Here is an 18,022-nt window from a genome sequence, read left to right on the forward strand (position 1 = left end):
GTCAGCCCCCCGCGACCGGTGGGAAGACGCTCACGGCGTCCCCGTCGTCGAGCGTCGTGGCCATCCCCTCGAGGTGGACCACCTCGCGCCCGTTTTTCAGCACGTTCACGTGCGGCTTGACCTCGCCGTCTTCGATGAGTCGGCCGGCGAGGCCGTCGTACTCCGCTTCCAGCGACTCGAGGACGTCCCCGACGGTCGCGTCGTCGTCGACCCGCCAGTAGATGGACTTCTGGCCCACCACCTCCCGAAACGTCGCGAAGAAGCGCAATTCGAGTTCCATACCCCTTGTCGGCGTCCACGAGACAAAAAGGTACGTCGCGGACGGGACCTGAAGGCCGGACCCCCGTTATCGGGGTCAGTGATGCAAATAAATTACAAGTATATCGTGTGAAAAATCTCAACCAATTAAATAGATGAAACGTCGAAACGCCTCCCTCGGAGTGACGTTCCAAACGGCTTCAATACCACATCAATCGCGTCGGGGCGGCGCGGGCGGCGCGGTCCGTTCGGCAACGGTCGAACCATCCCCAGTCGGTGCCGAACGGCCCGGCCGATTACCGTCCCGCGTCGCGGACTTCGATACGACCGACGGACTCGACGGTGACGACGAAGTCGGCGTAGTCGAACTCGAGCGACGCACCCGTCACGCGCGGGGCACCGGGCGTGTCGCGGCCGAACAGGGCGTCGAGGGCGTCGGTGTCTACGTGCTCTGTGAGCGGCGGTAGCTCCGTCGGGTCGCGGCGCGTGTGTTGGTTCACGGCCGCGGCCACCGCCTCAGAGACCGGCTCGGTACGCTCGCAGTCGTACCAAACCCGTGTCGGTTCGAACTCGTCTCGTAACTGCGTGTCAGATGTGATGATGGTTTCGTCCCCCCAGTATCGTCCGTCAGATACGTTGGTTTGACGTGTTATATTTCTTGCGTACTAACGGTATGTCGCATTGATAGTGTTGTTGTAGTGCAATACTCTGGGCAAGAATTGACCGCTAAACAGCAGTGGGAGAGGCGAGTTATCGGAACGTCGAGTCAATTCGAGAGGGGAAAAAGAGGTAGAGAACAGAACAGACGGGAGCGGAGCGGACGGAATCGGAGCAGACAGAAACGGAGCAGACAGAAACGGAGCAGACAGAAACGGAGCAGACGGGAACAGAACAGACGGAAACGTGACCACGCGACCGTCGTCCCGACACCGTGCGGACCGGTCCGGTCAGGCCGCGGGTGCCACGTCGGTTCCCCACGTGACGCGCCGGTACGACTCGTCGAGGGCCTGCGCGTCCTCGGGGAGGAGGGCCGCGACGAGGAACGTCGGATACTGCTCGAAGTGGTCGACCAGCGCGGCGATGCGCTCGGCGTCGATGGCCTCGACAGAGTCGAGCAGCATGAACGGGACCTCCTCGTACACCTCGTGGACGAGGTAGCCCGCGAGGGCGAACACGAGCCCGACGACCTCGCGCTCGCTCTCGCTGAGGTGGTCGATGGAGTCCTCGTACACCGCCCCGGAGTCGGACGCGCGGACGATGTGGAGTTCGAACTGGGTCTTTTCGACCTTGCGGCGGCCCTCTCGGACCCGGCGTTCGACCTGCTCCAGCCAGACGCGCTCGATGTTGTCGTAGCCGAGGAGGTCGAGGACCGTCTCCATCTCCTCGTTGAACGCCTCGACGGCCGCGGTCGTCAGCGACCGAATTCGGGTTCGCGCATCCTCGAGTTCCTCGGTCACCTGCTCGCGTTCGAGTTCGAGTTCCTCGCGCTCGTCGAACCGGTCGTCGAGCGCGTCGAGGTCGTCGTGGACCGACGCGAGGTCGTCGCGCGTCCGGTCGAGCGTGAACTCGACCTCGTTGAGCTCCTTGTGGAGTTCGATGAGGTCCCCTTCGGCCTGGCCGCGGAGGTCCGACGCGTCGGCTTCGAGCGCTTCGACCCGTTCGGCGAGTTCCTCGCGCTGGTCGGTCAGCGAGTCGATCTGTCCGGTCCGGCGGTCGAGTTCGTCTTCGAGGCGCTGGAGTTTATCCCGGAGCTTCCGGCGGTCGCGCTGGGCCTGTTCCGCCGCCCGCATCGAGCGTTCGAGTTCGTCGAGTTCGCGGCGGAGTTCGGCGCGTTCCTCGCGCTGTTCGTCTCTGACCTCGCGGAGGCGGTCGGTCGTCCCCCGAATCTGGTCGCGGTCGACCTCGGTGCCGCAGGTCCAGCACGTGATCGTCTCCGAGGAGACGAGTTGGTCCGTCACCGAGCCGCCGCCGACCGCGCCCAGCGAGTCCTCGACGAGGTCGGCCTTGCCTTCGAGCACGTCCTCCGTGTACTGGACGACGGTCTGAAGCTCCGAAATCGTCGAGTTGAGCGACTCGATGCGCGACCGAATGGACTCGATACGCTCGTTCGCCTCGCCGCGGTCGACCTCGTCGGCCTCGAACGAATCGAGTTCCGACTGGAGTTCGGAGCGCTCCTCGCGGAGCGATTCGACGCTCTCGCGCTCGCTCTGGAGGCGGAAGCGGACCGTTTCGAGGTCCGACCGCGCCGACTGCAGGTCGGAAAGCACCTCGTCTAACGCGGCCTGGTTCTCGCGTTGCGCCTCGACCGTCCGGTCTTCGGCCTCGATTTCGGCTTCGAGGTCGTCGCGCTCGGCTTCGAGGTTCTCGATTTCGGCTTCGAGGTCGTCGCGCTTCGCTTCGAGCGACCGGCGGTCGGCCTCGAGCGAGTCGAGCGACTCGAGTTGCGTTTCCACCTGCGTTCGTCGGGTCTGGAGGCGCTCGATTTCGGCCTCGATGGCGTCGGTGTCGACCGGAGCCATGATGACGTCGCGGAGGTCGCGCTCCGCGACGACGGCCCGGCGCGCCTCGTTCGACCCGAGGAGGAACGCAAAGCGGTCCGCGGTCGTCGTATCTCGGAGGTACGGCGTGCCGTCGGTCGTGACACCGCCGTTCTCGCGGGAGAAGACGCGGGTGTAGGTCCGGCCGTCGAGTTCGAGTTCGACCGACCCCTCGTCGGCGTCGCCCTTGAGACTGGCCGCGTCGCTCCCGAACGCGCCCATAAGCGCGCGCAGGAATGACGTTCGGTTCGTCGCGTTGCGCCCGGTCAGAACGGTGACGCCGGGTTCGAGCCCGACGGTTCGTTCGTCGATACCACCGATGTTTCGTATACGGACAGTCGCCGTCTGAAGTGCCTCTGAATCGTTCATGTTTCGGATGTGGTGTGTTGGTGAGCCCGAACCGCTACTCGTCTCTCTCGTGTCCGCAGTCGCAGTGCCCGGAGTTGAGGAGCGTCGTCGGGGTCATTCGAGTGTCACAGTCTGTGCAGGTGACGCGGATGTCTACTTCGACCTCGTAGGTGCCGATGAAGACCGCTTCGGCCTTCACTAAACGGTCGATAACATCGATAGTCACCGTCCGAAGTCGGGACCGGAGCTTCCGAATCGTCGCGAGTCCCGACTCGGTCGCGCTCTGCCCGTCTTCGTCGTCTTCACGTTCGACGTTTCGGTGTCGCTTAAGGTAGTTATACACCGACTGGTAGGAGATGATGTCCGACTCCAACTGGTCGATGTCGACGCCGCGCTCGCGGAGCGTGTTCCGCGCGTCGGTGCGGCTCCCCGCGGTCACGTCGTCGCTGGTCAGGAGTCGGTAGAAGTTCTCCGCCTCCCCGTCGAGGACGTGCGCGCCGGCCTGGTCCAGCGCGGCCCGGATGAGTCGCTTGTTCACGTCGCCTTCGAGTTCACGGAGGCTCCGTCGCTCGCGACCCTCGCCGAGCCACGCGTCGACGAGGTCGTCACCGAGGCCATCGAGACCGTACCGGTCCGCGATACGCTCTATCTTCGGACCTCGGCCGCCGCGGCGGGAAACCGTACTTCCAGAATCTGGCATTGTGACCTCGCTACCCGGACCTTAGCGTGCAGTACCCTAAACATTACTTATGAATTATCAGAGGTGATAAAACTAGAACACAAACGATTTACACGATAGACGCCGGATTTCTCACAGGATTCGGGCGATAACTGAGAGATATCGACGAATCATACTGCGTCGCCCGACGGCGGTCGGGGCCCGACGTCACGCCTCGCGAACTGTCACCCAGAGGTGGACCTCGCGGTAGGCGTTGTCCACGGTCGGCGACGCCGGCGGCGCGCCCTCGTAGAGGAGGTACGTCAGCCGTAAGCGCTCGCCCGTCATCGTCGGGCGAACCTCGTGTGACTCGTGCCACGTCTCGTTGTGTTCGAGCCGGGGCGTGAACGTCCGGAGCCGCTCCGATTCCAGTACGGTCGTCGAGTTGTTCGACACCTCGACGCGCTGGAGCACCGCGACGACGGTGTAGTTCACCGTTCGGTGTTCCTGGTTGCCGACGCCGAGGACGAGCGACGCCGGCTCGCCGCGGACGAGTTCTTCCGGGTAGTTGTCGGCGGTGAGTTCGTCGTTTCCGTCTTCGGTCAGGAGGTACAGTTCGGTGAACGACTCGCCGTCTTTCGGCACCGCCACCGCGTAGCCGACGCTGGCGGTCGCGAGGACCACGCTCACCACGAGGACGACGTTCAGCATCGCGTCGGTCTGCGACGCCGGGTTGAATAGCTCGTCGCGCGCGGCGGCGAACCAGCGCTTGTACGGGACCACCAGCCGTTCTTCTTCGGGAAGCGCCGACCGCCGGGCCGCCGCGAACGTCGTCGCGACGAGCGTGAAGCCGCTCACGGCGACGAGGATGGGCACGAGGCGAATTCCCCACGGGGTGAAGTTGAGGACGAGCCCGAGCAGGGGAACGACCGCGATGCTCGTCCCGAACGAGAGCGCGACCCGCTCGATACCGTCGATACCCGCCATCCGGTCGTGGTCCTCGGGGGCGTCTATCGGCGGGCCGCGCTCGGGAAACAGCGCCGCAATGAGGGCGTAGCCGGGGATGAAAAGCACGAACGGCAGGCCGACGACGACTCGCAGCGGTGTTCCCTCCAACCCGGGCGTGAGCGTCGCGACGAGCGTGAGCGCGACCCCCGCGACGACGACCGCGAGGTCGGCCGGGAGGGTGCGGAGGGGCTCGGGGAGGAACAACCGCCAGTCTTGGCGCTGCGACATCTACCCGAAGTGGGAAACACGAGCACAAAAATCATTTGTCAGCCGTCGGGGGCCGCGGCCGCACTACTCGACCGGGCCGACCGGCTCCGACGCGTCCGCAGCGTCGCCCGAATCGGACGACTCGGGCAGGCCGGTCTCGTCCGGGGCGACGACAGAGCGGGCCGTCTGGACCAGCTCGGCGGCGTCCGCGTCGCTCACCGAGAGTCCGCTGTAGGCCGCACGCTCGTAGCCCGCGGTGAGCGACTCGAGCGCCTCCGCGGGCGCGACGCCGGCGTCGACACACCGGTCGCAGAACTCCCAGTGGGTCGCGGCGTCGTCGATGCCGGCGGCGGCCCCGAGCGCCCGGCGGACGCCCGCGTAAGCCACGACGACCGCGTCGTTGGGTCGGCCCTCGTCGAGCGCGTCGGCCGCCGAATCCAGCGCCGAAGCCTCGGTCGCCGCCGGCTCCGGCTCGGCCGGTTCGTCGCTCTCCGTCGCGGCCGACTCGGCGACCGTCGCCGCCGCGGCGTCGTCGGCGTCGTTCCGGCGAAGGAGCACGGCGGCGACGAGGCCGACGACCGCGGTCCCGGCGACGACCCACGCGAGGTCGAGCGGGTCGAACGGGAGCCCGCCGGACGCGCCGTTTCCGGCCCCGTCCCCGTCGGGGGCGTTCGAGAGCCGGATGCTCGCCGTCGCGTCGGACGGTTCGAGGTTCGTCCCCTCGCCGTCGAAGGCGACCGAGACGGTCGCGTTCTCGACGCTCGCATCGCTCGGGAGGTCGACCGCGGCCCGGTACGCGCCCGACGCGCCGGTCGTCGCCGCGGCGACCTCGCGCCCGTCGACGCTGACCGCGACCGACTGGCCGCTCACGGCCTCGCCCTCGTCGGTTTCGAGTCGGCCGTCGACGACGACCGACTCGTTCGCGGTCTCGCGGGCGGTCACGCTGAGCGCCGTTCCCTCGGTTTCGAGCGGGACCGCGGCCGTCGCCGGGGCGAACGTGACCGCCCTCCCGTCGCCGTCGGGCGCGACACGAATCGATGCCGTGCCCGTCGCGGTCGCGGGGACGGTCGCCGAGACGGCCGACGCGCCGCTCGCGTTCGTCGCCGGCGCGGTCGCCGACGACCCGGCGAAGCTCGCGGCGACCGGGTAGTTCGACACCGGTGTCCCGTTCACCCGGACCGTCGCGCGAACCGAGACGGCGTCGGCGTAGCCGTAGGCCGACGCGGACGGCTCCGACAGGCCCGCGGTCGCGTTCACCTGCGAGACGGCGACGGGAACGACCCGCTCTGTCGCCTGATACATCGACGTGTCGTCCGGCAGGTAGCGGACCGTCAGCGACTCGGTGCTGACCGGAATCCGCGTCGGCCGGTAGGTCAGTTCGAAGGAACCGTCGGGGTCGACCGCCGACTGGACCGTCTGCCCGCCGACCGCGAAGCGGGCGCTCCCCGTCTCGACCGGCGTGCCGTTGTCGGTGACGAGCGACCCGGAGAGCACGAGCGGGTCGGTAAAGGAGATGTTCCGGTCGTAGTCGCCGACGGCGAGGCGAGTGGCGACGAACTCGCGGGAGACGATTTCGTCGCGCTGTTCGGAGATGTTCGCCTGCACCGCCGCGAGTTGGGCGCTGCTCTCGGCTAAGTCGCCGTCGGTCCGGTTCGAGATGACGTCGAACGCCGTCAACAGCCGGTCAGACTGCGCCTCGCCGTTCTCGGCGAGGCGCGTCAGGTTGCGGGCGAGCTCGCGGGCTCGTTCGTCGTTTCCGGCCCGCCTCGCCGCCTCGTACTCGCGGCGCGTCTCGCGGAACTCGCTGACGGTGTCGACGTACCCCCGCTGGGTCTCGCTGACGGTCCGGTACTCCTCGCCCGCGCCGTCGCCGCCGACCTCGCCCTCGACGTCGACGTACTTGCCGAGCGAGTCGTCGTAGTCGTCGCCGAGCGCCGCCTTCGCGGCGGCGTACTCGCCCTGACTGAGCCGCAGGGTGCTCGCGCCGATGTCGCCGTTGAGTTCGCCCGAGAGGTACGACAGCAATCGGTCGAGTTCGTTCTCGTCGTCGACCTCGTCGGGGTTCTCGTGGATGACGCCGGTGCTGTTGTTCGTCGCGTTCGCGGTCTGCTGCAGCGGACCCGGGGCCGGCCCGAGCGCCGAGACTCGGTCGGCTCCCCCGAGAGACCCCGGCGCGTCCGCGCTCGGGGCGGACGCGTCGGCGACCGCTCCCGCAGAGACCGCCGCTACCGGCGCTGTCGCGACGAGACAGCCGACGACCAACATCGTCCAGAGCAACCGCACCGGGCGGCCCGATTCACCACGCACTATCCGTAGCCAGACGGGGGGACATAATGGGTTTTGGCATTCGGCTGACTCCCGGCGGGAGCAGGAGCCCCGGGAGTCGCAGACTGCGCCGTGTTAACGGAGGGTTTAACGCCTGACCGACGCACCGAGCACGCCGCGGGTCGCCGGGGTCCGCGCGGCCGACCGTCGCGCGCGCCAACACAACATTCAACTTGGGCGGCACGAATCGAACCCACGATGCTTCCGACCCGTCGGTGGGCCGCGCTCGCAGGCGTCGCCTGCTTCCTCGCCGTCTACGCGGTCGTCCTCGACGAGCCGACGCCGCTTTTCGCAGCCTGCGGTCTCGCCGCGTGGCTCGTCGTCGCGCAGGTCGACGCCGTCGGGACGATGTGCTCGGTCGACCGCGACCTCTCGGCGAGCGTCTCGGTCGAGCCGACGTCGGTGTACGTCGACGACCGCGCCGCGGTGACGCTGACGGCGTCGCTGTCCGAGGCCGTCGACGCGCCAGTCGAGGTCGAACTCGTCGCGCCGCCGAGCGTGAACGCGCCGGAGCGCGCGCGCCGGACGGTCGCGTTCGACCCCGGCGAGACCGCCGGGTCGGTCACGTGCAGTATCGAGTTCCCCGTCGCCGGGCGAATCGCGTTCGACGAGGTCGAAGTCGACATCGAGGACCGCGCCGGCTTCTTCACCGAGACGCTGACGCTCGACGCCGACGCCCGCTGTCTGGTCGAATCGCCGGCCCCCGACGGCATCCACGTCGGTCGCGGCGGCGAACTGGTCGGCGCGTCCTTCGGCGACCACTCCAGCGACCAGACCGGGCCGGGGCTCGTCCCCCACGAGACGCGGCAGTACCTCCCCGGCGACACGCTGTCGCAGATCGACTGGAAGACCACCGCGCGCATGGACCACCCGTACATCCGCGAGTTCGAGTCCGAGTCCGACTACCTGCTGTCGCTCGTGGTCGACTGCGGTTCGAACATGAACCGCGGTCCGACCGGGCGAACGATGCTCTCGTACGCTCGCGAGGTCGCGCTCGGCCTCATCGACGCCGCCGACTCCCACGGCGACCCCGTCTCGGCGCAGTTCGTCGGCGACGCCGGGACGACGTGGGAGTTCGGCCCCTCGTCGTCCTCGAACGCCTACCAGACGATTCGGCGGCGGCTGCTCTCGATAGAGCCGACTCGGCGTTCGCGTCGTCCGGTCGGCACGTCTCGGCCGGTCGCCCCCGAAGACGCCCGCAAGCGGAGTCGCCTCCTCGACGGCGACGACTCGGCGTTCGCGTCGACGCTCCGCCCGTACCTCAGCGACGGCGAGAGCTACGTCTCACGGGTCAGCGACCGACCGATTTTCGACGCGGTGAAGTCCGCGTGCTCGCGGTCCGACCGGCAGGACCACCTCGTGCTCATCACCGACGACTCGGCGAGAGTCGAGACCTACGAGGCGGTCGTCGTCGCGTCCAAGCGGAGCAGCCAGACGAGCGTCTTCCTCACGCCGACGACGTTCTTCGACGACGCCGCCGGGGGCGCGGGCGACACTGCCGGGGTCATCGCCTTCGAGGAGTTCCGAAAGCGCCTCGAACGGCTCCCGAACGTCACCGCCTACGAAGTCGCCCCGAAGAGCGCGATGAACCTGGCTGCGGACCGCGCCACCACAGCGGAGTGAACACCGATGGAGACACCTGTGAACCAGAGCGAACGGACGATTCGAACCGTGTTGGACGCGAACGAACTCACCCCGATGGACGTGGTCGGCGTCCTCTGTGTCACGCTCGTGGCGGGGCTGACGAGCGGGCTGTGGGGCGTCGCCGCCGGCGTCCTCGTCCTCGCCGTCGCGGCGGCGACGACGGGACCGCTCGCGTTCGTCGTCGCCCAACTGACCGCCGTCTCGCTCTTCGGAGACGCGAGCCTCGTCGCGCTCGGTGGCGCGCAGCTCGCGGCGTTCCCGCTCCTCGCGAGCGCGGCGTGCGCGTGGCCGCCGAACCGGTCGCGACTCGCTCGGCTGGCGGCGGGGTACGTCCTCGCGCTCGGGGTGGCGTGGGCGCTCTGGACGTCGTTCCGGTGGGCGTGGCAGGCCGCGCTGGTCGCCGTCGTCCTCGCGGCGGCGGTCGCCTACGGGCTTCACCGCTACGAGCGCGTCGCGCTCGGCCTCGTGAGCGCGCCGGACGCGGGGGCGGAGCGATGAGCGCGGACAGTCCCTCGGACCGACCCGACCGTGAGTTGGCGAACGGCGAGACCCGCGCCGTCGTTTCGGCCGCGAGCCGAGGCGACGGCGACGCCGGCCGGGGCGACACCGACGAGGCGACCCCAGACCGCGCCGAAGTCGCCGACCTCCGGCGCGAGAACGCCCGACTCAGACAGCGCTACGAGGCGCTTCGAAGGGGTCGGTACCGACAGACCGCGACCGCGCTGGCCGCGCTGGGCGTCGCCGGCCTCCTCGGCGGTGCGGTCTTTCCGCCCGTCCGGGAGACGCTCGTCGTCCTCGGCGCTATCGGGCTGTTCGCCGCCGCGGTGACGCGGTATCTCAGCCCCGAGCGGTTCATCCCCGTCGGCGTCGGCTCGTCCGTGTTCGGCGCGCACGCGAGCAACCACGCCGCCGTCGTCGACGAACTCGGCCTGCAGGACACGATGGTCTACGTCCCCGACGCCGACCGCGACGCCGTTCGGCTGTTCGTCCCGGAGCACCGCGGCTACGCGCTTCCCGACGCCGAGGCGCTCCGCGACACCTTCGTCGTCAGCGACGACGAACTGGCGCGCGGCGTCGCGTTCAACCCCAGCGGCGGCGGCCTGTTCGACGAGTTCGAGCGGAGCCTCGACGGCCCGCTCGGCGGCGACCCCGAGACGCTCGCCCGACAGGCGACCGACGCCCTCGTGGAACTGTTCGAACTCGCCGAGACCGCGACCGCCGAGGCTGACGCTGACGACGGTCGCCTGACGGTCCGCGTGGAGGACTGCCGGTTCGGGTCGGCCGAGACGTTCGACACGCCCGTCGCGTCGTTCGTCGCCGTCGCCGTCGCCCGCGGTCTCGGCGCGCCGGTCGTCGCCGAGGTCGCCGCCGGCGAGGAGATGGACTTCGCCGTCACCTGCCGGTGGGACGTCGAAGACGACGAGGAAATCGAGTCGTCCGCGGGTGCGGCGTCGGAGGTCGAGGGTGAGAGCGAAGAAACAGAAGCGGAAACAGAAACAGAAGCCGACGAGCGGTAGCCGACCGTCCTCAGTCGTCGTCGCCGGCGACGGAGGGCGTCGCCGACTCGTTGAGGTCGACTTCGGGCGTCGGAACGGTGTCGACGACCTCCTCGACGACCTCCCGCGGGTCGCGTCCGCTGATGTCCGCCTCGGTCCCGAGGACGAGGCGGTGCGACATGATGATGGGCGCGAGCCGCTTCACGTCGTCCGGAATCACGTAGTCGCGGCCGCGAATCGCCGCGGCGGCCTTGCCGGCCCGGAGGAACGCAAGCGACGCGCGGGGCGACGCGCCGAAGTCGACCGCGGCGTGCGTCCGCGTCGCGCCGACGAGGTCGAGGATGTAGTCGAACACCTTGTCGTCGACGTGCACGTCCGTGACAACCTGTCGAGCCTCCCCGATGTCGGCGTCGTCGATGACGTTCGAGATGTCCGAGGGCTTGAGCGACGGCGAGCGGTCGAAGCGTTCGAGAATCTCCCGCTCGTCGGCCCGCTCGGGGATTTCGACGACGACCTTGAACTGGAAGCGGTCGCGCTGGGCCTCCGGGAGGTTGAACGTCCCCTCGTACTCGATGGGGTTCTGCGTGGCGACGACCATGAACGGATAGGGGAGTTTGAGCGTCTCGCCCTCGATGGTCACCTGTCCCTCTTCCATCGCTTCGAGGAGCGCGGACTGCGTCTTCGGCGTCGCCCGGTTTATCTCGTCGGCGAGGACGACGTTCGAGAAGACCGGCCCCCGCTGGAGTTCGAACTCGCCGAGGTTCTCGCGGTAGATGTGGGTGCCCGTGATGTCCGCCGGTAGCACGTCGGGCGTCATCTGAATCCGCTGGTAGTCGAGGTTCGCGGCGTGGGCGAACAGGTTGGCGATGGTCGTCTTGGCCACGCCAGGAACCCCTTCGAGGAGGACGTGCCCGTTCGTCAGCAACGCGATGGTGAGCGCCTCTATCGCGTCTTCGTTCCCGACGAGGAGTTGCGACGTCTCGTCCAGGATGGCCTCGTAGACCTCTTCGGGAGCACTCATATACGAGACACTCAGGACGGCGACCACATATAACTGCGGTCTCGGTGCCCCGGCGAGCGAGCGGGCCAGACGAGTAGGCCGACAGCGCCGGACGACCGCGGTCGCGGCGACAGACTACGAGCGCCGGCCGCGGCGGGCGACGAGCGCGACCGCGCCGACGACGAAGCCGCCGAACAGGAGTTGGAGTCCGCCGGAGCCCCGGAGCGCCCGGAGCGCGACCTGCAGCGGCGGGCGCTCCTCGGCGTGCGAGAAGTCCAACACGACGGTCGGCCGGTCGGCGACGAGCGCCTCGGCGAACGCCCGGTTGTCCGGCCGTTCGAGCATCGCGTTGATGAAGACGCTCGGGTCGCTCACGACGACCACGTCGCCCGCGCCGAGGCGCTCCGTGGTCACGACGGGGTGCGAACGGAGCGTCTCGCTCTCGTCGAGTTCGCCGTCGTCGTCGCGGTCGAGATACGAGAAGTTCGACGAGCGGACGAGGACGGTGCTTTCGTTTTCGGTCACCGTCGCCGGGTGGTTCAGCGTGAGTTGCGTCACGTCGCGGGTCAGCGGGTCCGCGGCGACGCGCGTCGCCACCGGGAGCGCGCCGGATTTGTACTGGTGGCGGTCGTCGCGGAGCGGCGTCTGATTGATGCGTGCCGACGCGCCCAGTCGGCCGAGCAGGTCGTTGCCGTGGGGCCTGAAGTCGTCGGCGACGACGACGGTCCCGCCGGCCCGGACGAACGCCTCGATGCGGTCGGCCTCGGCGTCGGTGTAGCCCCGCTCCGGCGAGATGACGAACGCGACGGTGCCCGCGGGGTCGACCTCGCCGTACTCGGTGGTGTTGTAGACGACTTCGGTCTCGGCACCCGCGTCCGATGCGACCCCGCGGATGCCGGAGCCGCCGTCCCACGCGGCGTTGAACGCGCCGTAGGTGGACGAGGAGGTGCTCGCGCCGACACCGACGCCGAGGAGCATCGTGACGAGGAGCGCCGCGGCCAAGAGATGCGGGTAGCCGACCTCGCGGGAGCCGACGCGCACTCAGAACACCCCCGGCGGGAGGATGTCGAGGATGCGTCTGACCACGATGTAGCCGAAGGCGACGAGGCCGCCGCCGATGAGCCACAGGAGCCGTCGCCGCCACGCGGGCGTCACTGCGACCGGCGCGGTGAGTTCGACGACGACGAGGAAACCGATGAGAGACACGACGAAGACCAGCTCGTACGAAAGCGAGTCGAGGAGGACCAAGACGAGGGTCGCGCCGAGCATCCAGGCGAGCTGGGCGCGGATGAACCGCTCGCGTCGTGCCGTTGCCATGTACGGTCGTGGACGGGGCGGGATAACTAAACTATCGCTTGTGGGGCCCGGTCAGGACGCGGGCGGTGTGAGGTGCGACCGTCGGTGACGCGCGTCGCGAGCGACACCGCGCTCGCCAGTCAATCGGAGCGGGTTCTCACCCAGAAACACAGCACGGCGGCGAGGAGCGAGCAGGCGGTGAGGAGTATCGACGGGCCGGGAACGGCCGTCTCAGTCGAGTCCGTCGAGCGCTCGGTGGTGGCTCGTGCGGTCTCGGCCTGTCCGTCCGTCGTTGCGCTCGCCGTCGATGACGACGACGTCGCGGGCGAACTCGTGTTGTTCGCGTCCGTCCCGGAACCACCCATCGCCGAGACGGTCAACTCGCCACCTGTAGCGTCCGAGTCGGCATCGAAACCGCCGCCGCCGTCTTGCGACGACGAACTGTCATCGGCCGTATCTGCGTCCGCGGTCGTCGTGGCGTTCGAACTCACCTCGCCGACGGCGAGACTCCCGTTCTCGACGGCGTCGATTCGGTAGCTGACACCCGCTTCGCTCCCGACGTCGGTCACGTTCACGCCGATTGGGGACGTCCCGTTCGCGCTGCCTTCGACGGTGACGGTCGCGATAGTGACGGACCCCGACTGCGACGTGTCGATGAGCGCGCCGTAGAGGCGAACTCGCGAACGCCCGTCGTCGTACGTGACCTCGTTCAGGCCGGGGTCGGGAACGAACGACGCGTTAGCGACGGACGCAATCGAACCGTTGACGCGGACGGTCACGTCGACCGCGCCAACCCCGCCGCCGTCGAGGCCGCGGACCACGAGGTCGTAGGTCGTCGTCGACCCCACGTCCGTCTCTTGGGACGCCGGCGTCACGACGACCGAAACGTCGTCCTGCGCTGCCGCCACCCCCACGGGGGCGACGGCGAGGCTGGAGCTGACGAGCACAAGCAGTCCGAGCGGGACGACGAGAGCCTGTCGAGTCGACATTCGAATTCGGTATCGGCGTGTTGAGAGTCGGACTACTTTTCTGTTCCGGGACCGGCGGTGAGCGGGACGCTGGGGTGCAGCCGTCGGCACATAGTGTAATGTGAATATGCCTGTTACACTAGTCGGTCGACGAGTCGGTACGACCGATGGATGTTTTAGGCTTGTAGCCGGGATGGACACTACCTATCGAGTAAGATGCTCGCCGTCACAGCCGTGTTCCCACCCAGACGACTCTCGAAGAGATGATTCGAACGCAACGAGGGACACGGACCGTCGTCGTCGGCATCGTGTTCTGTCTCCTCCTGAGCGCGGCGCTCGCGCCGGTTTCGGAAGCGACGCTCCCCACAACTGACGTCGACTCAGGAGGACCCGAACGCAGTACGACCGCGGCGACCGTCACCGACCCCGCGAATAACACGACCGCATCCGACAACGGAACGACCGGGAGCGACGTTCTCTCGGGCGTCGCGGCGTACCGACTATCGCGCGCGGAGTCGGACGAACTCGTCCCGGTAATCCTCGTCTTCGACGACCAGTCGCGCGAGTCACGCGACGGGGGCGGTCGCAACGACACGACGGCGCGCGCACAAATCAGAGCGACGACCAACCGGACGCAGTCCGACGTGCGCGAATTCCTCGACGCGCGGCGGGCGAACGGGACCGTTGCGGACGTGAAACCGTTCTGGACTCGAAACGCGCTCGCCGTCGAGGCGACGCCCGCTGTCGTGCGGACGCTCGGCGGGATGCCGAACGTGTCCGCGATTCACTACGACAGACCGATTTACGCGACGGGGTCGGTCGCGCCGAGCGTCGCCGCGTATCTGGACTCGCTGTCCGCGTACGGCGAGACGGTCCGACCGGACAGCGTTCAGCGCGCGACGAGCGGAACCGAGTCGTGGAGCGTCAAATCGGTCGGTGCCGACGACGTACAGGCGCGCGGAATCACCGGTTCGGGCGCGAACGTCAGCGTCATCGACAGCGGCATCGACGACAGCCACCCGGCGCTCCGCGGGCAGGTCGTTCGGTGGCAGGACTTCGTCGGCGACTCGTCGGAGCCGTTCGACCCGTGGGGCCACGGCACGCACGTCGCGGGGACGGTCGCCGGTCGGGCGGACGCCAAGAAAGCAGTCGGTGTCGCACCCGGAGCGCAACTGTTCGGCGCGCGCGCCCTCAACGCCGACGGACAGGGCAGTATGTCGGACGTGATGGCGGCGATGGAGTGGAGCGCCGAGAACCACGCGGACGTGGTCTCCGCGAGTCTCGGTGCTAGTCCGTTCCCGCTCGAGTACCGCGGGGAGCGGGGGGTCCGGCCGAACGAGACCGGAACCGCGGACATCGAACTCTACGCGAACGGCTCCGGCGTGTACCAGACCAACGCGAAGTACGACGGGTTCAAACCGGCGTACGTCTATGTGCTCGTCGAACCGACGCGGGTCGGCGGCGAGCAGATACAGAGCGACGAGCGACGCGCCGAGGTCATGCGGAACCTCTCGGTGACGCTTCGAGACCCCGCGGGCGAAACCCCGCTCAGAGGCGTCGACGCGGGGTGGTGGTTCGCCGACGGGCGCGTGCCGGCACAAATCGCGTACCAGAGATTCACACCCCGGAACGGGACCGCAATCGAAACCCCCGGGAACTGGTCGCTCGACGTCGAGAACGACCACCCCGAGTCGGTGTCGTATCGGTACCGAACGACGGCGTACTACCCGTCGAACGGGAGCGACCAGTTCTCTCGGTACGTCGACTCGCTCGTGACGACGACGGACACGGTCGCGGTTATCTCGGCCGGCAACGCCGGGTTGCTCGGGAATCGCTCCGTGGCGAGCCCCGGCGCTTCGGCGGGGGCGATTACCGTCGGTGCGTCACGGCAGACAGCGTCCGACGTGACCTCGTTTTCGAGCCGCGGCCCGGTCGGGTTCGGGGCTGACCGGCGACCCGGCATCGACCTCATCGCCCCCGGTGAGAACGTCACGTCCGCGTACTCGACGTCACAGACCGACGAGGCCGAACCGTACGTCACGCGCGACGGGACGTCGATGGCGGCCCCGCACGTGAGCGGCACGGTCGCGCTCCTTCTCGACGCGAACCCGAACGCGACTCGCGCCGACGTGACGCGGGTACTCCAGTCGACGGCGCGACCGCTCCCGCAGACAGCGCCGACCGTCGGCGCGGGAATGCTCGACACGCGGAGCGCGGTCAACGAAACGGCCGAGCTACCCCCCTCCGTGACGACCGAAACAGCGCCACCGACCGACCCCGACGGTGACGGCCGCTACGAGGACGTCAACGGAGACGGCAACGTAACGCTCGCCGACGTGCAGACGCTGTTCGCCCACCGCGACGCCGGGACGGTCGAAGGCAGTCGGGAGGCGTTCGATTTCTCCGGGAACGGCCGCGTCAACGTCGTGGATGTACAGGCGCTGTTCGCGGCCGTCCGAGAAAACTAGCGGGGTCGGTCAGGACGATTCGGAACTCGGGTCGGTGACGTTCACCCAGAGGTGGACCGCTTGGGCGGCGTTTTCAGCCGTCGGCTCCGCGGGTGCCGTTCCCTCGTACAGGAGGTAGGTGAGTCGGAGCCGGTCGCCGGTCATCGTCGGCGTGACCGCGTGTTCGGTCCGCCACGTCGAGTCGGCTTCGACCGACGGTCGATACCGCGTGAGTGACTCGCGTTCGAGGACCGTCGTGGTGTTGTTGGCGACCCGAACGCGCTGGAGTTGCGAGACGACGACGTAGTCGGTTTGCGCCCCCTCGTGGTTACCCACGGCAATCGTGAACGGCGTCGGCTCCCCCGCAGTGAGTTCCGTCGGGTAGTCCTCCGCGGTGAGTTGCCCGGACTGGTTCTCCGTCAGCACGTACACCTCGGAGAACGACTCCCCGGAACCGGGGGCGGCGACCACGTATCCGCCCACTCCGACGGCGACCGCGAGGCAGAGTATCAATACGACGGCGAACGCCGCGTCAGTCCGCGAATCGGACGAGAAGAGGGCCTGGCCGTCGGGAAGACTGGACCGGACCGTGACGCCGAACCGTTCGCTCTCGGGGAGGGCCGCCCGACGACGCGACGCGACGACCACGGCCGCGACCGTGAGGAGTCCGATGGAGACGACAATCGGAACGAGTCGAAGTCCCCACGGCGTGAAGTTGAGGAGCAGTCCGAGCGCCGAGACGAGGGCGATGCTCGTCCCGAACGAGAGCGCGACCCGCTCGATACCGTCGATTCCCGTCCAGTCACCCGTGTCGGCGTCTCCGTTCGCGGCGACCGACGGTCCCGACTCCGGGAACAGCGCGGCGATAACCGCGTAGCCGGGGACGAAAAGCACGAACGGGAGGCCGAGCACGACCCGAAGCGGGGTGTCGCGGACGCCGGGGACGGTGACCGCACCGCAGGTGAGGACGACCGCCACCACGACCGCGAGCAGATCCGCGGGAGCGGTGCGAACCGAGCGCGGGATGAGAGATCGCCAGTCCGTATCGGAGGGCATCGGCTATGGGTGCGACAAGGATTCACTAAAAGCGGTCGGTCTCACCGACTGCCGTGTCCGCGACCTCGGCGGTCCAGGCGTGAGACGAACCCGCCAGAACCAGTTACTACGCGTCTTCCGCGCGCGAGAGTGTGTCCAGCACTTTGAGCGAGAGTTCGTTCGCAGAGATCTCACCGTCTTGGTAGTCGGCGAACCACGACGACTTCGCGTGCCACGTTCCGAAGCGAGACTCGGGGCTGTCCATGACGATTGCGTTCAGGCGCTCGGCCTCCCAGCCGTTTGCGACCCGATTGAAGAAGCCGCCGGCGATCGTGCCGATTTCCCCGCCGACTTCCTCGTACTGGTCTTCGTTCGAGACGTACGTGAGTTCCACCGCGTTCGCCGGCGGTTGCGGGAGGAGTTCGACGATGGAAATCTCCTCTTGTTGGAGGAACGACCGAAACTCGTCCGCCTGCTCGACGAACGGGGAGGGCGTCTTCGTCGGGAGCGTCGTCGTCGACTGGGTCGACGCCTCCGTCTCGGACTCCTGTGCACAGCCGGCAGTTCCGACGACCATCGCAGAGAACGCAGTAAGGAACCGGCGCCTTCGCATATGCTACTCACAAGACTACCCGCCTTCTTTAATCTGACCACGGCTCCGAAACGGTCTGACTGTTGTCGGTTTGAATGAGTGTCAATACAGCCGGACGGTATTATTCAGGACTATGATTCTGAATAAATCCATGGGTGATACAGAAGTATTTTATCGCTCCTATCAGATGAACATACCATGAG

General features: G+C 68.0%; 16 protein-coding genes. 4 read left to right on the top strand and 12 right to left on the bottom strand.

The window, feature by feature from the left end:
* Position 1: 1 nt before the first annotated feature.
* The 6 genes from samp3 to C5C07_RS12715 all read right to left on the bottom strand — a co-directional run bounded on the left by samp3 (position 2) and on the right by C5C07_RS12715 (position 7,281).
* Positions 2–280, bottom strand: a complete 279-nt coding sequence (samp3, locus tag C5C07_RS12690) for a ubiquitin-like modifier protein SAMP3 (protein WP_004975684.1) — start codon at positions 278–280, stop codon at positions 2–4.
* 274 nt (positions 281–554) lie between these two features.
* Positions 555–911: a HalOD1 output domain-containing protein gene (locus C5C07_RS12695; protein WP_342764845.1), complete on the bottom strand. Its 357-nt coding sequence runs from the start codon at positions 909–911 to the stop codon at positions 555–557.
* Positions 912–1,205: 294 nt separating this feature from the next.
* Complete coding sequence (locus tag C5C07_RS12700; protein WP_115805189.1) at positions 1,206–3,164, bottom strand: archaea-specific SMC-related protein; 1,959 nt, start codon at positions 3,162–3,164, stop codon at positions 1,206–1,208.
* A gap of 34 nt (positions 3,165–3,198) precedes the next feature.
* On the bottom strand, positions 3,199–3,843 hold the full coding sequence (gene rdfA, locus C5C07_RS12705) for a rod-determining factor RdfA (RefSeq protein ID WP_050459485.1): 645 nt from the start codon (positions 3,841–3,843) through the stop codon (positions 3,199–3,201).
* Positions 3,844–4,029: 186 nt separating this feature from the next.
* The gene (locus C5C07_RS12710) at positions 4,030–5,037 is read right to left on the bottom strand and encodes a DUF1616 domain-containing protein (RefSeq protein WP_115805190.1); all 1,008 of its coding nucleotides are present in this window, start codon (positions 5,035–5,037) and stop codon (positions 4,030–4,032) included.
* A 63-nt stretch (positions 5,038–5,100) separates the two neighbouring features.
* Positions 5,101–7,281 (bottom strand): DUF4129 domain-containing protein, encoded by a 2,181-nt coding sequence (locus C5C07_RS12715; RefSeq protein ID WP_115805463.1) that lies wholly within the window; start codon positions 7,279–7,281, stop codon positions 5,101–5,103.
* Between the two features lie 258 nt (positions 7,282–7,539).
* Here C5C07_RS12715 and C5C07_RS12720 point away from each other — a divergent pair, with 258 nt between their 5' ends.
* Genes C5C07_RS12720 through C5C07_RS12730 form a run of 3 tightly spaced genes read left to right on the top strand, consistent with a single transcriptional unit; the run spans position 7,540 to position 10,502 of the window.
* The gene (locus tag C5C07_RS12720; protein ID WP_115805191.1) at positions 7,540–8,964 is read left to right on the top strand and encodes a DUF58 domain-containing protein; all 1,425 of its coding nucleotides are present in this window, start codon (positions 7,540–7,542) and stop codon (positions 8,962–8,964) included.
* A gap of 18 nt (positions 8,965–8,982) precedes the next feature.
* On the top strand, positions 8,983–9,483 hold the full coding sequence (locus tag C5C07_RS12725) for a hypothetical protein (protein WP_004975696.1): 501 nt from the start codon (positions 8,983–8,985) through the stop codon (positions 9,481–9,483).
* The gene (locus C5C07_RS12730) at positions 9,480–10,502 is read left to right on the top strand and encodes a hypothetical protein (RefSeq protein WP_115805192.1); all 1,023 of its coding nucleotides are present in this window, start codon (positions 9,480–9,482) and stop codon (positions 10,500–10,502) included. The genes C5C07_RS12725 and C5C07_RS12730 overlap by 4 nt, the downstream gene beginning before the upstream one ends.
* Positions 10,503–10,512: 10 nt before the next feature.
* Here C5C07_RS12730 and C5C07_RS12735 read toward each other — a convergent pair whose 3' ends face one another.
* The 4 genes from C5C07_RS12735 to C5C07_RS12750 form a co-directional block, all read right to left on the bottom strand.
* Positions 10,513–11,502: a MoxR family ATPase gene (locus C5C07_RS12735; protein ID WP_049905119.1), complete on the bottom strand. Its 990-nt coding sequence runs from the start codon at positions 11,500–11,502 to the stop codon at positions 10,513–10,515.
* Positions 11,503–11,616: 114 nt separating this feature from the next.
* Positions 11,617–12,522: a DUF4350 domain-containing protein gene (locus C5C07_RS12740; RefSeq protein WP_004975699.1), complete on the bottom strand. Its 906-nt coding sequence runs from the start codon at positions 12,520–12,522 to the stop codon at positions 11,617–11,619.
* A complete protein-coding gene (locus tag C5C07_RS12745) occupies positions 12,523–12,798 on the bottom strand; it encodes a hypothetical protein (protein ID WP_004042058.1) in 276 nt (91 codons plus the stop codon).
* Positions 12,799–12,917: 119 nt separating this feature from the next.
* Complete coding sequence (locus tag C5C07_RS12750; protein ID WP_115805193.1) at positions 12,918–13,766, bottom strand: hypothetical protein; 849 nt, start codon at positions 13,764–13,766, stop codon at positions 12,918–12,920.
* Positions 13,767–14,008: 242 nt separating this feature from the next.
* On the opposite strand from C5C07_RS12750, the gene C5C07_RS12755 reads away from it, so the two are divergent.
* The gene (locus C5C07_RS12755) at positions 14,009–16,213 is read left to right on the top strand and encodes a S8 family serine peptidase (RefSeq protein WP_115805194.1); all 2,205 of its coding nucleotides are present in this window, start codon (positions 14,009–14,011) and stop codon (positions 16,211–16,213) included.
* 9 nt (positions 16,214–16,222) lie between these two features.
* Here C5C07_RS12755 and C5C07_RS12760 read toward each other — a convergent pair whose 3' ends face one another.
* Both C5C07_RS12760 and C5C07_RS12765 read right to left on the bottom strand, forming a co-directional pair.
* Positions 16,223–17,248 (bottom strand): DUF1616 domain-containing protein, encoded by a 1,026-nt coding sequence (locus tag C5C07_RS12760; RefSeq protein WP_115805195.1) that lies wholly within the window; start codon positions 17,246–17,248, stop codon positions 16,223–16,225.
* Between the two features lie 106 nt (positions 17,249–17,354).
* Positions 17,355–17,840 carry a hypothetical protein gene (locus tag C5C07_RS12765; RefSeq protein WP_231608278.1) on the bottom strand — a complete coding sequence of 162 codons (486 nt, stop codon included), beginning with the start codon at positions 17,838–17,840 and terminating at the stop codon, positions 17,355–17,357.
* Positions 17,841–18,022 lie beyond the last annotated feature (182 nt).

The organism is Haloferax sp. Atlit-4N, assembly GCF_003383025.1.
Classification (GTDB): Archaea; Halobacteriota; Halobacteria; order Halobacteriales; family Haloferacaceae; genus Haloferax; species Haloferax gibbonsii.

What these genes read in the sequence shown, in the direction of transcription:
- samp3 (WP_004975684.1), bottom strand. Translation starts at nt 280, where the DNA reads ATGGAACTCGAATTGCGCTTCTTCGCGACGTTTCGGGAGGTGGTGGGC.
- C5C07_RS12700 (WP_115805189.1), bottom strand. Translation starts at nt 3,164, where the DNA reads ATGAACGATTCAGAGGCACTTCAGACGGCGACTGTCCGTATACGAAAC.
- rdfA (WP_050459485.1), bottom strand. Translation starts at nt 3,843, where the DNA reads ATGCCAGATTCTGGAAGTACGGTTTCCCGCCGCGGCGGCCGAGGTCCG.
- C5C07_RS12710 (WP_115805190.1), bottom strand. Translation starts at nt 5,037, where the DNA reads ATGTCGCAGCGCCAAGACTGGCGGTTGTTCCTCCCCGAGCCCCTCCGC.
- C5C07_RS12715 (WP_115805463.1), bottom strand. Translation starts at nt 7,281, where the DNA reads ATGTTGGTCGTCGGCTGTCTCGTCGCGACAGCGCCGGTAGCGGCGGTC.
- C5C07_RS12720 (WP_115805191.1), top strand. Translation starts at nt 7,540, where the DNA reads ATGCTTCCGACCCGTCGGTGGGCCGCGCTCGCAGGCGTCGCCTGCTTC.
- C5C07_RS12730 (WP_115805192.1), top strand. Translation starts at nt 9,480, where the DNA reads ATGAGCGCGGACAGTCCCTCGGACCGACCCGACCGTGAGTTGGCGAAC.
- C5C07_RS12735 (WP_049905119.1), bottom strand. Translation starts at nt 11,502, where the DNA reads ATGAGTGCTCCCGAAGAGGTCTACGAGGCCATCCTGGACGAGACGTCG.
- C5C07_RS12745 (WP_004042058.1), bottom strand. Translation starts at nt 12,798, where the DNA reads ATGGCAACGGCACGACGCGAGCGGTTCATCCGCGCCCAGCTCGCCTGG.
- C5C07_RS12750 (WP_115805193.1), bottom strand. Translation starts at nt 13,766, where the DNA reads ATGTCGACTCGACAGGCTCTCGTCGTCCCGCTCGGACTGCTTGTGCTC.
- C5C07_RS12755 (WP_115805194.1), top strand. Translation starts at nt 14,009, where the DNA reads ATGATTCGAACGCAACGAGGGACACGGACCGTCGTCGTCGGCATCGTG.
- C5C07_RS12760 (WP_115805195.1), bottom strand. Translation starts at nt 17,248, where the DNA reads ATGCCCTCCGATACGGACTGGCGATCTCTCATCCCGCGCTCGGTTCGC.
- C5C07_RS12765 (WP_231608278.1), bottom strand. Translation starts at nt 17,840, where the DNA reads ATGCGAAGGCGCCGGTTCCTTACTGCGTTCTCTGCGATGGTCGTCGGA.